Source organism: Oscillospiraceae bacterium MB24-C1 (genome assembly GCA_030913685.1).
Taxonomy (GTDB): Bacteria; Bacillota; Clostridia; order Oscillospirales; family Ruminococcaceae; genus Yanshouia.
This window is the reverse complement of sequence record CP133187.1, coordinates 890,326-908,463: the sequence shown is the minus strand read 5'-3', so window position 1 is coordinate 908,463 and position 18,138 is coordinate 890,326. Positions and strand designations below refer to the sequence as shown.

Below are 18,138 nucleotides of genomic sequence, written 5' to 3'. Positions count from 1 at the left end.
ATTAGAATAGTTGTCGCTAAAACTCATTCCCAAAAAGTAAAAAAGCTCTTTTAATTCTCACGAATATATTGTAAAATATTACATAAAGAACCTCTTGCGTTAAATGTTGTTTTGTTAAGTTTATATAATAAGAATATAAAATTTATGAAAAGTAGTCGGGAGCCATATCTCAAAAACGGCAAAGAAAATGATTGTTCCCGGGGAGGGTGGCAAAAATGAAGCGAACCAGCAAAAAATCAAACCTCGCGGAATATTTATTCCATGAGGGAACCAATTACCGAAGCTATGCATATTTGGGCGCTCATCTGGGAGAAAACGAGTGTGTGTTTCGTGTTTGGGCACCAAACGCAACAAAAGTTTTCGTGACGGGGGATTTCTGTGACTGGGCACCTGATATGCATCAGGCTCGCTGCGTCACTTCGGGTGGTGTATTTGAATGTGTAGTGCCCGGTGTCAAGCAGTATGACGCCTATAAATATGTTATTGTACCCAAACAGGGGGCGGCATTTTTGAAGGCCGACCCTTACGCTTTTCACAGTGAAACCCGCCCCGGAACCGCATCGAAGGTCTACACACTTTCGGGCTATGAGTGGCATGACGAGGCGTGGATGGCATCGCGCCGGGCGCCTTATAAAGATCCGGTGAATATCTACGAGCTGCATCTCGGTTCCTGGCGGAGGTATCCCGACGGCAATGTCATGGATTATACAAAAATAGCTGAAGAATTGATTCCCTACATAAAAAATATGGGCTACACCCATATTGAGTTGATGCCCATAAGTGAATATCCTTATGACAAATCATGGGGATATCAGGTGACGGGCTATTTTGCCCCCTCTTCCCGCTATGGGACGCCCAAAGAACTGATGGCGTTTGTGGATGCCTGCCATCAGGCGGGAATCGGTGTGCTACTCGATTGGGTACCTGCGCATTTCCCCAAGGATGCGCACGGCCTGTATGAATTTGATGGTACCTGTTGCTATGAATATGCTGACCCGGTGATGCGTGAGCATCTCGATTGGAACACCCGTATTTTTGATTATGGAAAAAACGAGGTGCGAAGCTTTCTGATTTCCAGCGCCTGCTACTGGCTGGAACAGTATCATATGGACGGTCTGAGGGTGGACGCAGTTGCTTCGATGCTGTATCTGGATTACGGTCGCAAGGCGGGGGAGTGTAAGACCAATCGCTTCGGCGGAAATGGCAATCTAGAGGCAGTGGAATTCATCAAAGCATTAAATACCAGAGCATTCCTTGAGTTCCCAGGCATCATGATGATCGCCGAGGAATCCACCTCGTGGCCGATGGTTACTGGCCCGGTAGACAAGGGCGGCCTAGGTTTTAACTATAAGTGGAACATGGGCTGGATGAACGATTCGCTGTATTATATGTCAACCGATCCGTTTTTTCGCCAATATGAGCAGAATAAGCTAACCTTCCCTCTAACCTATGCTTTTTCTGAAAATTATGTGCTGCCACTTTCCCACGACGAGGTGGTGCACGGAAAACGCACGCTCGTTGATAAAATCCCAGGGGAATATCACGACAAGTTTGCAAATCTTCGGGCATATCTGTGCTATATGTATGGGCATCCAGGAAAAAAGCTGGTTTTTATGGGCGCAGAGCTTGCCCAGTTTAAGGAATGGGATGAGGATGTCGAGCTGGACTGGTGCCTACTTGAGTTTGACAAGCATCGGCAACATCAGGATTTTGTCAGGCAGCTCAATCTGTTTTATCGCGGCCAGCCGACGCTGTGGCAAAACGACCACTCTTGGGAAGGATTTAAGTGGGTCAGTCTGGACGACGCCCAAAACAACGTTCTCGCGTTTATACGCATAGATGACGCTGGCAATAAGATGCTGGTGGTCTGTAATTTCTCCGCACTGACCCATGTGGATTATCAGCTTGGCGTGCCAAATCGCGGTTATTACACCGAAGTTTTTTCTTCTGACCGAAAAGAATTTGGTGGCACAGGCCTGCAGAATGGACGCTGTATGGCACAAAAGGGCGGGCTCCACGGATTTAAACAGCATATCACTCTGACACTTCCGGCCTTTTCCACCATTTTTCTCTATAAGCCGGGGCTAAAATCAAAAGGTGTCAATTTAAAAGCTGGACACAAATCACAAGCACTCAAACAGAAAGGATGATATATACGATGGCTGCTAAAAAAGAAATGATCGCCATGTTGCTTGCGGGCGGTCAGGGGAATCGACTCCACATCCTGACAAAGGAAAGGGCAAAACCCGCCGTACCCTTTGGCGGGAAATACCGAATTATTGACTTCACGTTATCCAACTGCTCGAATTCGGGAATTGATACTGTTGGTGTGTTGACCCAGTATAAACCGCTGGAGCTCAATACCTACATAGGCAATGGGCAGCCCTGGGACTTAGATCGGCTCAACGGAGGGGTCAGTATTCTGCCACCCTATGTTTCCGGCGAAGCAAGCCAATGGTACGCGGGAACTGCCAATGCCATTTATCAGAATATTAACTTTATTGAGCAGTATCATCCGGAGTATGTGTTGGTGCTGTCCGGCGATCACATCTACAAAATGGATTACCGGAATATGCTCGCGTTCCACAAGGAAAAAGACGCCGGTATAACAATTGCGGTTCTGGATGTACCCATTGAAGAGGCAAGCCGCTTCGGCATCATGAACACCCGCGAAGATCTCTCGGTCTACGAGTTTGAAGAAAAGCCTAAACAACCCAAATCCACCAAGGCTTCAATGGGGATTTATATTTTTACATGGGAGAAGTTGCGTCGTTATCTGATCGAGGACGAAGCAGACACAACCTCCTCCAAGGATTTTGGCAAGAACATCATTCCAGCGATGATCAAAAACGACGAGCGGGTATTTGCCTATCCGTTTCAGGGATACTGGAAGGATGTTGGCACCATCGAGTCATTGTGGGAAGCCAACATGGATCTTCTAAACCCGAATCTTCCTCTGAACTTGGGCGACCCTCTCTGGCGCATTTATTCCCGACACGCGTCTACACGGCCGCAATATGTGGGCAGCGAAGCCCAAATAGTCAACTCTATGCTGACCGAGGGTTGCGAAATGAACGGTCAGCTTAATTACAGCGTGCTATTTTTTGGTGTAGAGGTGGGTGAGGGCGCCAGCGTAGAATATTCTGTGTTGATGAAAAATGTCCGTATTGGTAAAAATGCCAAGGTGCGCTATGCTATTCTGGCGGACGATGTCGTTGTTGAGGATGGCGCGATTGTCGGCGCTTCCCCCGAGGATTATCCCAACCGCGAAGAATGGGGCATCGCCGTTGTGGGACAGGGTGCGGTGATTAAAAGTGGTCAGGTTGTATTGCCAAAACAAATGATTTCCGCTGTGGAGAAAAAGGAGATGATATGATGAACGCCTTTTGCATTTTGTTCAGTGACTCTTTTAAAGAAGATACCGTCAGCGTGCTAACCAAAAAACGTACGGTGGGCTCGTTGCCATTCGGTGGGCGTTACAGGTTGATCGACTTTATGTTATCCAATTTGGTTCACGCTTCGGTACCGGAAGTCGCCGTGGTTGCCCGTAAGCATTATTCCTCGCTTGCCGACCATCTTGGAACCGGAAAGGACTGGGATTTAAGCCGTAAAAATGGGGGACTCAAGCTGCTTACGCCTTTCATGAGTGAATCAGGCTATCATTATCAGAACCGGTTTGAGGCACTTTCCAGCTTTCATACTTACCTGACCCGGTTGCTGCCGGAATACGCTATTGTGGCCGATGCCAATCTGGTCTGCACGGTCGACCTTCGGCAGGTGCTTAGGCAGCACATCGAATCCGGCGCAGATTTGACCGTGGTTTGCAACGAGGGTCAGCCACGTCAGGGCGACACGGAGGTTTCGGTGGGGGAGGACGGCATCATATGTGACGCCCGATGCCACACGGGAAGCAAGAATGAAACCGCTGTGCTATTGCGAAAAATTTTTATTATGCATAAGTCTGTGTTACTCGATCTGGTGGATCAGGGGGCCACCTATGGCTGGTCGGATCTTAACCGCGATTATATTGCTAAGAAATTTTTGAATCAACGGTTTTATGCCTATCGATATCAAGGTTATTTCTCCGCTATCCGCACTCTTCAAGATTATTACAGTACCAATATGGACCTACTTAACGCCAATGTCCGCAGGGAGCTGTTGGACTCCGAGACACATATCCTTACCAAAATCAAAGACACGGTTCCCACCATGTACGGCGAATACGGCCGCGTAGCGAACAGTATGATTGCCGACGGCTGCCACATTGACGGTATGGTTGAAAATAGCATCTTGTTTCGCGATGTTCGCATCGGAAAAGGTGTTCTCGTGCGAAACTCTATTGTGATGCAGGGCTGTATTCTGGAGGGGGATTCCACTCTGTCCAACGCCATTCTTGATAAGGACGTACAGGTGACGACAGGCCATTCGTTTAACGGCGGTGAAAGCTATCCCTTTGTCGTTGAAAAAAACGCGGTGATCTAACCAATGTATTTGGCTGAAACGAGAGGGGAATAAGATGAAGAAGATTTTATTTGCGGCAGCCGAAGCTTTGCCATTTATCAAAGTTGGCGGTCTGGGCGATGTAATGGGCTCACTACCCGCAGCCCTCAATGCATTGGGGGCGGACGCCAGAGTCGTGCTGCCGCTGTATGCACAAATTCCGGAGCAGCTACGCCAAACGCTGACCTTTGTGACCAGCATCGGAGTGCCTTCAGGGTGGCGGGTAAGTCACTGTGGTATTTTTCAAGGTGAACACAACGGAGTGACTTATTATTTGCTGGATAACGAGCAGTATTTCAAACGCTCCTCCGTATATGGTGAACGCGATGATGCAGAGCGCTTTGCATTTTTTTCCAAAGCGGTTCTCGAAGTTTTGCCGCACATCGGGTTTTACCCAGACGTGATTCACGCAAACGACTGGCACACGGCACTGGTGCCCCTGTATCTGAATGCATTCTACCGACAGACAAAGGGGTATGAAAGTACCCGCACTGTGATCTCTATTCACAACATTGAGTTTCAGGGAAAATACGACCCCTATATTTTGGGTGATGTGTTCGGGCTGGATGCGGCCTTTCGCGACATCTTGATGTATGATGGCTGCCTAAATATCTTAAAAGGTGGTATTGAAAGTGCCGATACAGTTGTTGCTGTCAGCGAAAGCTATGCAAAGGAAATTCTTGACCCCTTTTATTCCTCGGGGTTGCATCACATTTTACAGGCTAGAAACGAGAAGCTGGTTGGCATTGTCAACGGTATTGATACCGAGCTATTTAACCCTAAAACCGATCAAAACCTGACCTGTGGATATGACCTAGAGACGTTGCGGTTTAAGACCCTTAACAAACGCGCTTTGCAAAAGGAGCTGGGTCTGGCACAGATTTCGGGTGTACCGCTTATCGGCATGGTCACCCGACTGACGCCGCAGAAGGGGCTGGGCCTGATCCGTGAAGCGATGGATGAGATATCCACGATGGATATGCAGTTGGTTGTGCTCGGCTCGGGCGATTCAGAATTTGAAGCCATGATACAAGACTGGAGCGCTAGAGTCAGCGACAAGGTGGGCTGTTCAATTGGCTTTTCTCCGACCTTGGCCTCCCGGATATATGCCGGGGCCGACGTATTTTTCATGCCGTCCCGTTCGGAACCCTGCGGATTAGCTCAGATGATCGCCATGCGTTACGGTACTGTTCCGGTCGTTCACGCTGTGGGTGGCCTGAAAGATACGGTGATACCATTCAACCCCGAAACGAGGGAGGGCAACGGCGTCACGTTTCAGTCTTATGAAGTCTGGGATATGCTGGACGCGCTGCGCCGGGCTTTATCGCTGTATCATCAAAAGCAGATGTGGCGGGCGGCGCGCCGCAACGGCATGAGCCGCGATTTTTCTTGGGGAAATTCGGCGAAAAAATATCTCGATGTGTATTGTGCATTAACAGGTGTTCAAGAAGCGTAATCATCCTTCATGATCAATAATTAGCTGACTGGTTCTTACGTCGGTTTATAGGTTGTATTTTGATATAGCATTTTTAAACAGAAAAGCTGATGCCCTGATGTTCAATTGAACGTCAGGGCGGACTTTTCTTATCGCTTAATCATGTGTTTGCGAAAGGTGATTTTATTTATACGTGAGTAATTTAAATGGTGAGTCACCCTTGAAACTTTATACCGTTCCAATAAGCGTCCCAAACCATTGTTGCTTGGTCTTCGATTGCGTCATTGCTCAGATTAAACTGTGCAACCTCCAAAAAGCCCTGTATCATTGATAAATATAGATAGATTGCGCCGTCCGTTATATCCTCTCTAATCTCTTTGTCCTCAATTCCCTTTTTAAAACAACTTCTTACACTGCTAGCTAGATAAGAATTCCTATTTTCAATCAGTAGCCTGCTAATATTCTTGAGATGCTCATGTTGTAGTAAAGAAATATGGCACCAAAATCGCATTCTTCTGTTGTCTTTATAATATTTTACTGCTAAAAAAAATAACGATTTAAGGTTTTCTTCACAGCTACTATTGGCCAGTTCCGATTCTTTTTTATAAATAGTATTGAAGCACCGCTCAATTTCTTTTTTTATTGTTACCTCTATAATTTCATCTTTATTTTTAAAGTGACTATAAAGTGATGGTGTTTTTATATTAACCGCTTTCGAAATTTCAGACATGGATAGGCTGTATCCTTTTTCAGAAAAAAGATCATATGTAACATCTAGTATTTCTTGCTTTTTGTCCATGGGCATCCTCCAGCTGTCATAATAGTTAGTGCTCTTAAACATTACTATAAATATTTCCATTTTGTCAAATAATAGTATTTTTCCTGGGGCAATTAATCACATTTTGAAAAAAATATTGAAAATTTCTTCAAAATATGTTATAAAAAAATTCGATACCTAACATACGATAGTTAGTCTATGGGTTATGGTAACAAAAATTTTGAAAGATCGAGGTGTCGCTCAATGAGAAGTTTAAAAGCAAAACTTATTCTAATTATACTTATTTTGGTTACTGTTTCTTCCTTGCTAACCGTAACGTTTGGGCTTTTAACAAGCTTTAATATGACAAATGAAATTATGCAGACACAATTTCATGACGAACTTGCTGGTGCCAATAACATGCTGCAAACTTATCTCGATGAACAATTTGGCTCATTGAGCCTTAAAAGTAATGGTAAATTAGTTGATAAGAACGGACAAGGTATTGACGGAAGATTTGAGTATATCGATAGATTAGCTCAAAATATGAATCTTGTTGCAACCGTCTTTGCTAAAGATGGGGACAATTACGTTAGAATACTGACAAATATTATGGATAGCAGTGGCGAAAGAGTAATTGGAACCCAATTAGATACAAACGCTGCTGTTTACCAAGAAATATTAAAAGGCAACGTATATTTTGGGGAAGCTGAAATTCTGGGATCCCATTATATGACACGCTACACGCCGATTCTTGATGGCAGTAATCAGGTGATTGGCATCTATTTTGTTGGTACACCTATTGAGACCATCAATAATATTCTCAGTGCAGGGATAGAATCCACAGTAAAGACGGTTATTGCATTATTTATTTTTGTATTGTTGCTTGCCGGGGCAGTCACTTATTTTATCAGCGTAGGCATTACAAAACCGATCAAAAAAGTCACGGCAGCGGCAGCGCAAATTGCCGACGGCAACTTTGATGTAACGCTTTCAATTAAGACTAAAGATGAAATAGGGCAGCTTGCAAAGGCCTTTAATCTCACCATAGAAAGATTGGTAAATTATCAGGAATATATCGATGAAATTTCCGATGCGCTGTTAAGTGTAGCAAACGGAGACTTAACGATTGAACCACAGAAGGAATATGTCGGTCAATTTAAAAAGTTAAAAGATAATATGCAGGCATTGTTGACGCGGCTTAATTCTACATTGTTGCAAATTGATCAAACAGCAGACCAGGTTAACAGCGGAGCAGATCAAGTTGCAAGCGGAGCACAAGCGCTTTCACAAGGCGCCACTGAACAAGCCAGTTCCATTCAAGAGTTGTCCGCGTCTATTGCTGAGGTCACCGAGCAGATCAGGCAAAATGCAGAAAATTCAAAAGTGCTACAGGTTAAAGCCGAGTTTGCTGGTAGTGAAATGCAGAGCAGTAATGTTAAGATGAAGGATATGGTTTCCGCGATGGAACAAATAACCGTAAAGTCATCTGAAATTTCTAAAATTATTAGAGTTATTGATGACATTGCCTTCCAGACAAACATTCTTGCTTTGAATGCTGCGGTTGAAGCTGCGCGCGCAGGTGAAGCCGGAAAAGGTTTTGCGGTCGTGGCGGATGAAGTCAGAAATCTTGCTGGAAAATCATCTGAGGCGGCAAAGAACACAACCATTTTGATTGAAGAGACGATTAGAGCAGTTGAAAATGGTTCGGAACTTGCTACTAATACGGCAAGCTCTTTAGATAAGAGCGCCGAAGCGGCAGTGGAATCACTTGAGTTAATTAATAAAATCTCGCAGGCTTCGCACGAGCAAGCCACTGCGATTGTACAGATTGATCAAGGCGTGGAACAAATTTCTTCAGTGATTCAGAATAATGCTGCTACTGCCGAAGAAAACGCCGCAGCAAGCGAAGAATTGTCAAGTCAGTCAAATGTGTTGAAAGACCTCATTTATAGATTTAAACTAAGATCGACTGAGAATTCCATATATTCAGCACCGGTGCATACATCTTCTGTTAAACTGGAAAAATACAATTCTTTTACCGAAAGCGATAGTAAATATTAGTCTTTCAGCGACTACTTCAAGGTAATAAAAATGATCCGCAGATATTTTTCTGCGGATCATTTTGTCGTAGAACGAGTTAAGATTTAGTTTGTAAATAGGCTTGCCTGATATTTGACCAGCTCACGCTTCAGGATGGCTTCGGCCTCCTCAAACAGCTGCTTCTGATACATGCCTGCACCTAAAATTAGCTGGGAAGCCGGGATTTTTAAAATCACTACCGGCATACCATTGCCAATTTCCGCGCTGGATACTGCAAGACCGGTGGAGGCGTTTAGTGTCACCAGCAGATCGGGGAAAGTGCCGAGACGTACACCATTTTTCTCCAAGCTCATGTATTCGTTCCAAAAGGATAGTTCGTAGTCGCCCGAGTCGCCTTTAACATGTAAAGAACCGATATCATAGCCGCCGTCCATATTCAAGCTGTAATCAAAAACTGTTCCATGGCAGATTACTTCGGCACTGTATTCCGTTTCTAAAAAACTTAAAAGTGCCGGTATATTGCCCAGACGGGCTAGATAACCCTTGCCGAGTGTTAACGCTTGCGTAATAGCCCCCACTGCGGCGTGGTCTTTTGCGTAGGCCACCGAGACAGGGTTGCGCAACACGCAACACAATCCGCCGCTTGCAACCGCTGTCTGACGTACAAGGTGAGATGTTGCTATCAGGCTGCCCTTGGCTACTGTCTCGACATAACGTTCTCCCTTGCCTCCGGTAGCGGACTGTACCGTCGTATAATCCGGGGCGCAGTTCAGGCCGATGCTACCCATCACGCCTGAGGGGTGTGCGCGGCCATTGCTAGGTGCATCCACCAGCGGAATACCAGTTATGGCGGAAATGATCCAGCCGTTGGAGGTGGAGACACCGCCGTTTTCACAGGTCGTAAAGCCTGCAATTTTCATGCCACTGTTACTCTCAAAATTTTCGAGTACCGTCCGCCAATGGGCAAGGGTTATACAGGTGTCCTTGGCGGAGGGCGCTCCGACCAGCGAGACATTTACAAGGGTATCCTGTGGTTGTAACTCCGATATATCCAGAAGCGTCAGCGTGTCGGTGTGACGAAAAGCTTCTTCCAAAGCTTCTACGCCAAGATTAAGGCTGCCGCCACCACCGCCACCAAGCAGCAGGCCACCATAAAGCGCTTGCAAACATTGTTCTTTTGTTAATTTAATCATCGTTAGTTCTCCCCAAATCTTTAATTCTACTTAAAGCATAGAGTTTCGAACAGCCTCGAAATAGGCAAAGGTACCCTCCGCTAAAACCGGATCAATTACAGGGATGCCGATTTCGCGCTCAATTTCTCCCGCGATACCAATAGTGGTCAGGCCGGTACAGGCCAGCGCAATGACCTCGGCACCCATATCTTTAAGTTCTTTAGCCTTTTTTAAGCAGCTTTCCCGGCCCTTGGGGGTCATCAAATCCAGTGTACTGTCGACCCCATCCGGCTTGCCGACGGCGATAATTTTATCGGGAATCATACGCAGATATGCTTTGGGGGCATAGTCGACGATGCCGAGAATCGCAATTTTCTGCCCATACTTCATTGCCAGTGCCGCTGTGGTTTCGCCGCCACCTGTCACTGGTATGCCGGGCAGCGCTTTGCGGACTTCCACTACCCCGGGGTCATCCGCACAGCTGACAATAATCATATCGACGTCCTTAAATGATTTGGCTACCTCTACAATCTTGGGTACCGCAATTTTCTCCAGCTCATGGCTGTGAATGCCCTCCCATTGATCAGGAATACATTTGGAAATGCATCGGATGCCCGAAAAATTCGCCTCAATAATTTGTCCATGCATATCGACAAAGTTCTGATCATCGGAAGTTAGAACGCGGATTACGCCTACCTGAAACATTTTCTTCATCTCCTTTGAGCTGTGGGGATTAAATAACAAAAAGCCCTTGATCGATAATGAGTTGGTCGTCAAAGTAAAGCGTCGGCTTGAGAATAATGCCATCCATATGGCAGTCGGCCTTGTTGACGCCGCCAAAAGATGTGTTGGTACCAAAGGCGATATGCACTGTGCCATATACCTTTTCATCCTCAAGGATGATACCGTTTAAAATAGCGGCGCGGTTGGTGCCGATACCTAACTCGCCCACCGTGGCATTGCGTTCGTTTGCTAGCAGTACCTGTAGCAGTTCGCTCTTGTCGCCGGTAATCTCTTGCAGCTTCCCATTCCGAATGACCACATGCAGGGGGGATGCTAGTTTACCGATTCCTACCATTGACCCATCTATAATCATTTCGCCGTTGACGCCATTTTCCAGCGGTGCGATATAGGCCTCTCCCGACGGCAGGTTACCACACTGACCGGGCTGCTTATAAACCCCAGGGCTGGGGACACCTTGACGTCCCTCAAGATTCAGCGTCAATACACAGCCTTCTTTTTCGATGCGGGCATTTTTGCATTTGGTCAGCAGCTGCGTGATTTTATCGGTTAGTCGTGCAACCTCGGCATAATTGGCAGTCATAGCACCGCACCCAAACATCTCATCGGTGATGCCTGGCATGGTGGCAACGCGGGTGCCCGCTTTAGCGGCGTTGATGCGGGCATTGGTGTGAGTTAGCGATTTCGCTGTGGGGCAGACCACAACGTCGGCTGCTTTCATGGCCTCGGCAATGACCGGCGGGGGCTCCTCGCCGTTGAGTGTCCGCTCCTGCATCACCGACAAGATGGTCTCGCATCCCAAAGAGCGGGCACCGTCATAAAGCGCGCGCGCAATATTAATCCGGGTGTCATCGGTGACAATCAAAACCTGTTCCTCCGGTTTGACACCCATGCAAGCGGTTAGAATATTCCGGGAAATTTCCACTAAATCCATGAAAACCTCCTATTCTACGTCAGTCAGCTCAGAAATGACCCTCGCCAGCAACGTTCTGGGCAACACAACCAGCTTCCCTGTTTTTTTGGCAAACATATTTTTCATTTGCTGGGTATAGCCGATGCAGTCTAAAATGACAAGATCGGCGTCGAGTTTTTTGATTTCTTCGGCCGCCTCTTCCAATGCTTCAAAAGATTCGTAGGGTGAAGCGGGAATGGCCTTGACCGTTTTTACAAATTTGACCCATTTTTGTTCGCACTGCGCCACCTGAAGGGGAGAGGGGGTGACAGCGACCAGATTGGATTGCTTGCTCAAAAGCGGTGCAACCTGATTTAAAATGTCGCAGGGATAGATGAGCGGAACATGAGAAGTTAAGCTGTCAGGAAAATCGCCAGTGCAGAAAAACATGATCAGGCGCACGCCTTCAGCTTCCAGCTCGTCAATGCACTCCTGCAGCCTGGGGAGAATAAAACGTTCGGCAAAGGTCACCGAACTTCCGTCGGTTAGGCGCGAGACCAGCACATAATCATCGGGGCCGGGCTTAAACTTTGCAATCTGCTCGGCGGTCAGACCATCAAGGCCACCCCTTTGCAATAGCTCAATTTTTTCGCCGAAAATATGCATAATGTCGTCTGTGACATCGGTTCTGGGCGCTTGCCCTATGGTAATTGCGCCTATTTTCATGAATATCCCTCCTGACTTTGCATTTATTCTTTATTGCCAAGGGTCATCAGATGGTTCATCGACCCGTAAAGCTTCTGTATCAGGGCAAACTCCTCTTCATTATAAAATTTTAAATCACCTTTACCGAAATATTTGGCGACCTCCAGCATGAATCTGGATGCTTCCTCCACATCGGCAAAATGGCTGGCGCCGGTGGCGCAGCCGGGCACCATCACTTCGGTGGTGATGGCAACGCCGACCACGGGGGCATTGGTTGCCGTCGCCGGCTGAAGGATGCTGTTTAGATGGTGCAGGTCGTTGCCATAGGGGGTGATATCCTGCGTCGCAAGCGGAAAGACATAGGGTAGACGACCGGTTGAAATCTGCATCTGCTCCAGTAAATCCTCAGAGGTGCTCAGAATATAGCCTTCCTTAACGGTGGGCGAAATAGCGAATCCTCGTGTATTAATAACGCGGTTACCCTTGGTGGTATCCACCGACAGGATGGCATCAAGCTCGGGCGAAACCTCTTCTTTGTTTACCTGTGACATTTCGACCGGCGAGCCCATGAAGGGCACCGGCTTATGCGGTGCTGTTGGCGCGTGGGGGCAAATCTGTGTGGAGATGAAGACGTCACCCTCTAGATAGTCTCCCTTTTTTTGCATATCTAAAAGTTTTGAGGCAACGGAGATAGCGGCCAGCGCACCGTCACCATCCGATACAAACCCAATGACCTCGGGTCGTGCACCGATGCCGCCTAAGCGCCCTAAAATTCCGAGGGTGGGTGCTGTGCCACCCGAGGCCTTGCCTTTTGTGCCCGGAATTCTGACCTTAACCATGTCGGTGCTGCCCTTAGGCCCCTTGAGCTCATAAACTTCCACCTGTGCTTCGGGGTTAACGCTTTTTAAATAACGCGCCACATCTGCACCGCTAACGGTGCTGCTATCCAGAATATCAAAGGTTTCTATAACCTGTTTAATTAACATTACTTTTCCTCCATTTTTTTAATTACTGTAAGTCATTCTCGGATGACCGAAAATGAACATCACATTAAATCCACAAGTTTGATGACTGCATCTTGTAGCATCGCATAAAAACCGGCTTCGTCGGACATAGACTTATGCTTACCGTCCTCAATGATGGCGACCAGCTCTCTTAGTGAGCGGTTTCCCGGGTCGCAATTTAACATAATTTGTCCAAGACGACGTGAAGCTTCGGCAAGTCTGAGGGGGCCGTAAATTTTTGGTTCATCTCCCAGTGCGGCCGCACTGATCAGCATATAGACCAATAGTTCTAAACAAGCCTGATGTTCCTGTTCGCTCATGTTGTTTCCTCCCAGGCGTTCCAGTGCATAATTTCCTCTAACGGACGCAGACGTCGGGGTTTTAAATCGCTCTCAGGGTAGCCGACCGAAATTAAAAGCTCCATACGAAAGTGGTCGGGAAGCTTTAGCAGTTTTGTAACCGCAGTAACGTTGTAAGATTTGATGGCGCAGGTGCCAAGTCCAAATTCCAGCGCTTTTAACATGATGTTTTCGGCAGCCATCGACGCATCCATCATACAGCCATATATCTCGGAGTTTTTTGAACCATGCATGCTGGCGTGCTCCATATCCGAACAGATGGCAATGATAACAGGTGGTTTTCCGCTGAGGCCGGGGCTAAATAAATTGACCTTGCGTACCAATTCAGGTTCGTTAATCACAACAAACTGCCACGCCTGAAGATTGCTGGCGCTGGGTGCAATAGCACCAGCGTGAACAAGCTCAAGCAGCAGCGCATCCGATACGGGGCGATCACTGAATTTTCGGATGCTTCTTCGCTGTTTTATGGCGTCTGATATTTCCATGGGATTTTCTCCTTATCTGCAAATAATTTGGGGATGAGAAGAAGCGCACTACTCGGCCATATAAAGCGTTTTTAGACATTCTTTATACGCGTATCCCTCTAAACAGGGATACGCGTATAGGCCAAGCGGCAGAGTTTTAAATATTTTGTACAAACGTTATTTGCGCTTTGCCAAACCCAACGTGGCTGTGAAGAAGCTGTAAACTGCAGCACCTGCCAACGCGCCTGCGCCCAGAATGTTGAGTACCTGCTCGTTTTCTTTATTTTGCTTGACGGCAATCAGACGAATCATCAGGCCGACAATGATAGTCAGGCCGTTCATGATGCTGCCTACCAGCAGACCGGTGGCAAATAGAATGCCGATTTGCCGCTTGCCGCCGATAAACTGGATGATAGCGCCCGGAAGTGCCCAGATCAAAAGCCATTTTGCCACCTCGGGGCTGGTGCCCGCATCAATGGTGGTGGCAAAGGTTTTGCTGACAGGAGCCAACAGGCCTTGATCAAAATACTTATTAGCTAATAATGCCACCATAACAAACGCGATGGTGAAAGAGAACATTTCGCAGTAGAACTGTTGCTTGCGGCCTTCCTTTTCTAATGCTGGATCGCTACCAGAGCCTCTAAGGATGTAACCGCACTTGAGATCATACGCCATGTCGGAAAATGCGGGGCCGGTGGCCGCAGTGAATCCAACCAACACCGCCAGCGCCATGGGTGGGAACCCGATCAGCATACCGACGAGCAAAAAGATCAGCGCGGTTGCAAAGCCTGGAAACCAGCCGGAATGCATGGCGGAAATGCCAACAATCAGCTCGGAGGCAATAGCGGCAAAAGCGGCAAAAATCAGCCAAAAGACCATTGTCATGAAATTCATGCTGCTGACGATGCCAGTGATGAGCGCCAGTAGCATTGCGACTACAAAATAAGCAACATAGCCCAAGCCCAGCGTCTTTTTCAGCGTTTTCATGCTGCTGGTGAATTTTCCAGCGGCGGTCGCGTTACCGTTGCCCTTTTTAAACAGCATAAAAGCGCACTGGAGCAGAGAGACAGCGCCCGCGCCAATCATGATGCCATGTGGCATATAGTTGATCATGGCGTGCTTGCTATAGACAAAATCTACGCCGAAAAGGCCTGATACAAGCGTTGCGCTGTGGCCAAACAACGAGACGACAAATCCGTTTGTCTTAATAATGCCAATGATGATAGAACCGACGCCCAGTGCTAACATGGCATAAAAATCGCCGAACCACGAGACGCCGAGAAGATCGGTGGGAATGCCCGCGATCTTGCCGACCCAGCCGATAACAATGCCGACAACCAACAGAAAAGCCTTACGCCCTTTTTCAACGACGGCCAAAATCGATTGCGCAGCTGCAACACCGGGAGGCCATGCGCCCTCAGCGGGGTACATTTCAGAATCAAAGGTTTTATACAAAATGATCGCGTCGATGCAGGTTGCCAGAAATACACCGATCAACATAGGGAAGATCAGATCAGGGCGCCCCATGACAACAGGAATACCGATGGGCAGCAGCAGACAGTTTGCCGCCGAGAAGGTGGCGCCAGATATAGCAGTCTGAATGAGATTCTGCCTGTGTACGCTGCGATACTTTTTAAGGAATGCAAGTGGAATACGAGAAATCAAGATAGCAAACAAGGCGCCGACAATGGACGTATTAGGCGTCACACCTGTTCTAACAATAAGTTCCAATCCGATAATTGCACCCAGACAGCACATTACAGTATTAAGCATCAACACCGCTGGCTCAAAGGCTTTTGGATGTTCTGACGCGGTGAGCTTTGGCTGTGATATTTTTTCTTTCTCCATCAATGTCATCTCCTTTGTTCTTACAGGTGTGCCCGATTACCAATTAGACATCGGCAACTCGGTCTGGCCCGCTGTAAAATAAGCGGAAGGGGATATTATTCTTGATTTTTCCTCCTTTCATGACGGTGGCTTTTTGCAAGAAAAGCTGCAAAAATCGCGACGCTTTTGTGCAGCGCCAATTACCGGATATGCCGAAAACTTGCCGATTTGGTAAATGGCAGCCGATTTTTCTTGATTTTAAGTATAACTCGTTCATAATCGGCTGTCGATATTCAAGCTGAAACGAAAAAAGGCCCCGAAATGTGCAGGATGCACATTTCGGGGTTGCAAGGTCAAACATAATACCGGATTCTGAGTGCGAACCCAAGGCGGTAGAGATTTTCGTTTTTAGAAAGATCAAGCCCAGTGATCTTTTCAATTTTATTGAGCCGATTTGCAAGTGTATTGCGATGAATATACAATTTTTTAGCAGTTATCTGTCGGGCACCCATGTTTTCAATCAAAATATCCAGCGTTTTGGTCAGGTCGGTTTCGTGATGCCGGTCATACTGCTCAAGTTTACCAATCGTATTTTCGACATACTTGCGGAAATATTCAGTGGAGCAGCATTTTAGTAGTGCTTGTTCAAAACGAATATTTGAAATTATCTGTACTGGACTGTTGGAGCTCGCTACCCGAGCGATGGCGATAGCGTCACAAGCTTCCTCATAAGAGGTCGGGAGCTCGGCGTAGCTGTCGCGGGAATCAGAAATACCAATCGTGACAGAAATGTTATACCGGTTTTTTATTAGGCCAAATATGACGCTGAACGCGCGGGACAGCTCTTGTGCGGGAAAAGTTTCAGCTAAAAGAATAACAAAGCTGTTGCCGTAAATTAAAACAATGTAGGGATAACGATAAGAGGCCAGGCATTCACAAATCAATTGATGAAGGCTTTCTTTGAGATTCTGTATCTTCTCCTCGCTGAAATTGCGGATGACCGTGCCGAATCGGTCAACATCTACAAGGGCTAGCCGGGCAGGTAGCGCAGGCCAACGCAGCAGCTTAGCGCGGCTTTCAGCTTCAGTGGCGGATTTGACATTCCCGGCTAGCAGATCAATAAACAAACTGTTTTGCATAAACCGTATATGCTCATCGAGCTTTTGAAGCTTAGAAATTTCAAGTGCAACGCTGGTAGCAGCATGATGCAATACAATGAGCTGCATATCGTCAAGTGCTTGACCTTGGCCAATAATGCAGATGTAGCCACAGATTTGCTTGCGTATGACGACGCGGCGCATTGTCAGGTGTGCAAATTCAGGGATATCAGCAGTAAGCAAAATATCGCTGTCAAGGGCATCAACCAAATAGGTGCATACACGCTCACTCAGTTTTAGGCTACCGTCAATATCGGAAGCAAGCAAAGTCGGCGGTATCGGAAGATCAGTTTCCTCGCTGAAGGCCAGCACCGAAAAGGATCGGGACACAATGACCACGGAAAGGCCGATCAAATTGGCGAGCGCTTTAGCGATGCTTTCAAAGCCGCCGTTATTGAGCTCTAACTCCAGAAATTTCTGATTCATCTGCTCGGAAAATTCAAGGTTGCGGCTATGCTCCCCGACAATCGCTTTCATTAGTGGCATGGTCAGTTCGATAAACGGAATTTCGTGCGGAATTTCAATAAGTGGTACCGCCAGTTGGTCTGCCAGTTGAATCGTTTCGCACGGGATATCCCCGAGAAACCGCGTCTTAATTGCAAGGCCAGCTGAACCGGCTTTTTCCAAGTCACGGATCAGGCGCGGTAACGCTGAGACATCATCGCGAATAGAATATCCCGTCGTAATTACCAGTACATTCTTTTTGAGCCAAGGTTGGATATTCGGTATTTCCATGGTGTCGATATAGCTGATATTGCGGTTTAATCCGTTGCTTCCGGCCAGAAGCTTGCAGCGGGACAGATCTCCTATTTGCAAGGCATCAGCAACTGTAATAGACATGTTTCTCCCACCCTCCCGGCTCATAAGATAGCTTGCATGGGCTGCTATTGATGCGGACCATTTTGGGTATCATATGACCGTTTGCAAGCGCATTGTTATTCATTGAGTATACGATAAAATATTATTTTCAGCAATAGGGGTTTTATTTGGCAACAACTGTGTGTCATCGCTGGCGGTGAAGTGGTGGATAGAGAACCTATAAGACAGGGCGCCTGTTTGAAACCAATTGATTTCAAACAGGC

At 47.0% G+C, this 18,138-nt stretch carries 15 protein-coding genes; 5 read left to right on the top strand and 10 right to left on the bottom strand.

Annotation, left to right across the window (positions count from 1 at the left end; all coding sequences use genetic code 11):
• Positions 1-215 precede the first annotated feature (215 nt).
• From glgB to glgA, 4 genes are read left to right on the top strand one after another with little or no spacing between them, the layout of a single operon-like run.
• Positions 216-2,150, top strand: coding sequence for a 1,4-alpha-glucan branching protein GlgB (gene glgB, locus RBH76_04465; GenBank protein WMJ84686.1), 1,935 nt, complete (start codon positions 216-218; stop codon positions 2,148-2,150).
• A gap of 8 nt (positions 2,151-2,158) precedes the next feature.
• Positions 2,159-3,376, top strand: coding sequence for a glucose-1-phosphate adenylyltransferase (locus RBH76_04460; GenBank protein WMJ84685.1), 1,218 nt, complete (start codon positions 2,159-2,161; stop codon positions 3,374-3,376).
• The gene (glgD, locus tag RBH76_04455; GenBank protein WMJ84684.1) at positions 3,373-4,482 is read left to right on the top strand and encodes a glucose-1-phosphate adenylyltransferase subunit GlgD; all 1,110 of its coding nucleotides are present in this window, start codon (positions 3,373-3,375) and stop codon (positions 4,480-4,482) included. The genes RBH76_04460 and glgD overlap by 4 nt, the downstream gene beginning before the upstream one ends.
• Positions 4,483-4,516: 34 nt before the next feature.
• Complete coding sequence (gene glgA, locus RBH76_04450) at positions 4,517-5,956, top strand: glycogen synthase GlgA (protein ID WMJ84683.1); 1,440 nt, start codon at positions 4,517-4,519, stop codon at positions 5,954-5,956.
• Between the two features lie 193 nt (positions 5,957-6,149).
• Here the strand turns inward: glgA and RBH76_04445 are convergent, their stop codons facing one another.
• Positions 6,150-6,734 (bottom strand): TetR/AcrR family transcriptional regulator, encoded by a 585-nt coding sequence (locus RBH76_04445; protein WMJ84682.1) that lies wholly within the window; start codon positions 6,732-6,734, stop codon positions 6,150-6,152.
• 222 nt (positions 6,735-6,956) lie between these two features.
• Here RBH76_04445 and RBH76_04440 point away from each other — a divergent pair, with 222 nt between their 5' ends.
• A complete protein-coding gene (locus tag RBH76_04440; protein WMJ84681.1) occupies positions 6,957-8,756 on the top strand; it encodes a methyl-accepting chemotaxis protein in 1,800 nt (599 codons plus the stop codon).
• 83 nt (positions 8,757-8,839) lie between these two features.
• Here the strand turns inward: RBH76_04440 and RBH76_04435 are convergent, their stop codons facing one another.
• The 9 genes from RBH76_04435 to RBH76_04395 all read right to left on the bottom strand — a co-directional run bounded on the left by RBH76_04435 (position 8,840) and on the right by RBH76_04395 (position 17,896).
• Positions 8,840-9,928 carry a DUF917 family protein gene (locus tag RBH76_04435; GenBank protein WMJ84680.1) on the bottom strand — a complete coding sequence of 363 codons (1,089 nt, stop codon included), beginning with the start codon at positions 9,926-9,928 and terminating at the stop codon, positions 8,840-8,842.
• A 30-nt stretch (positions 9,929-9,958) separates the two neighbouring features.
• A complete protein-coding gene (locus RBH76_04430) occupies positions 9,959-10,612 on the bottom strand; it encodes an aspartate/glutamate racemase family protein (GenBank protein ID WMJ84679.1) in 654 nt (217 codons plus the stop codon).
• A 28-nt stretch (positions 10,613-10,640) separates the two neighbouring features.
• A complete protein-coding gene (locus tag RBH76_04425) occupies positions 10,641-11,582 on the bottom strand; it encodes an aminopeptidase (protein WMJ84678.1) in 942 nt (313 codons plus the stop codon).
• A 9-nt stretch (positions 11,583-11,591) separates the two neighbouring features.
• Complete coding sequence (locus RBH76_04420; GenBank protein ID WMJ84677.1) at positions 11,592-12,266, bottom strand: AroM family protein; 675 nt, start codon at positions 12,264-12,266, stop codon at positions 11,592-11,594.
• 23 nt (positions 12,267-12,289) lie between these two features.
• The gene (locus RBH76_04415; protein ID WMJ84676.1) at positions 12,290-13,231 is read right to left on the bottom strand and encodes a DUF1177 domain-containing protein; all 942 of its coding nucleotides are present in this window, start codon (positions 13,229-13,231) and stop codon (positions 12,290-12,292) included.
• Between the two features lie 59 nt (positions 13,232-13,290).
• Positions 13,291-13,569: a DUF6092 family protein gene (locus tag RBH76_04410; protein ID WMJ84675.1), complete on the bottom strand. Its 279-nt coding sequence runs from the start codon at positions 13,567-13,569 to the stop codon at positions 13,291-13,293.
• Entirely contained in the window at positions 13,566-14,093 is a 528-nt protein-coding gene (locus RBH76_04405) for a nitroreductase family protein (GenBank protein ID WMJ84674.1), read from the bottom strand. The genes RBH76_04410 and RBH76_04405 overlap by 4 nt, the downstream gene beginning before the upstream one ends.
• A gap of 156 nt (positions 14,094-14,249) precedes the next feature.
• Entirely contained in the window at positions 14,250-15,920 is a 1,671-nt protein-coding gene (locus RBH76_04400; protein ID WMJ84673.1) for an OPT/YSL family transporter, read from the bottom strand.
• Positions 15,921-16,252: 332 nt separating this feature from the next.
• Entirely contained in the window at positions 16,253-17,896 is a 1,644-nt protein-coding gene (locus RBH76_04395) for a PucR family transcriptional regulator ligand-binding domain-containing protein (GenBank protein WMJ84672.1), read from the bottom strand.
• Between the last annotated feature and the right edge of the window lie 242 nt (positions 17,897-18,138).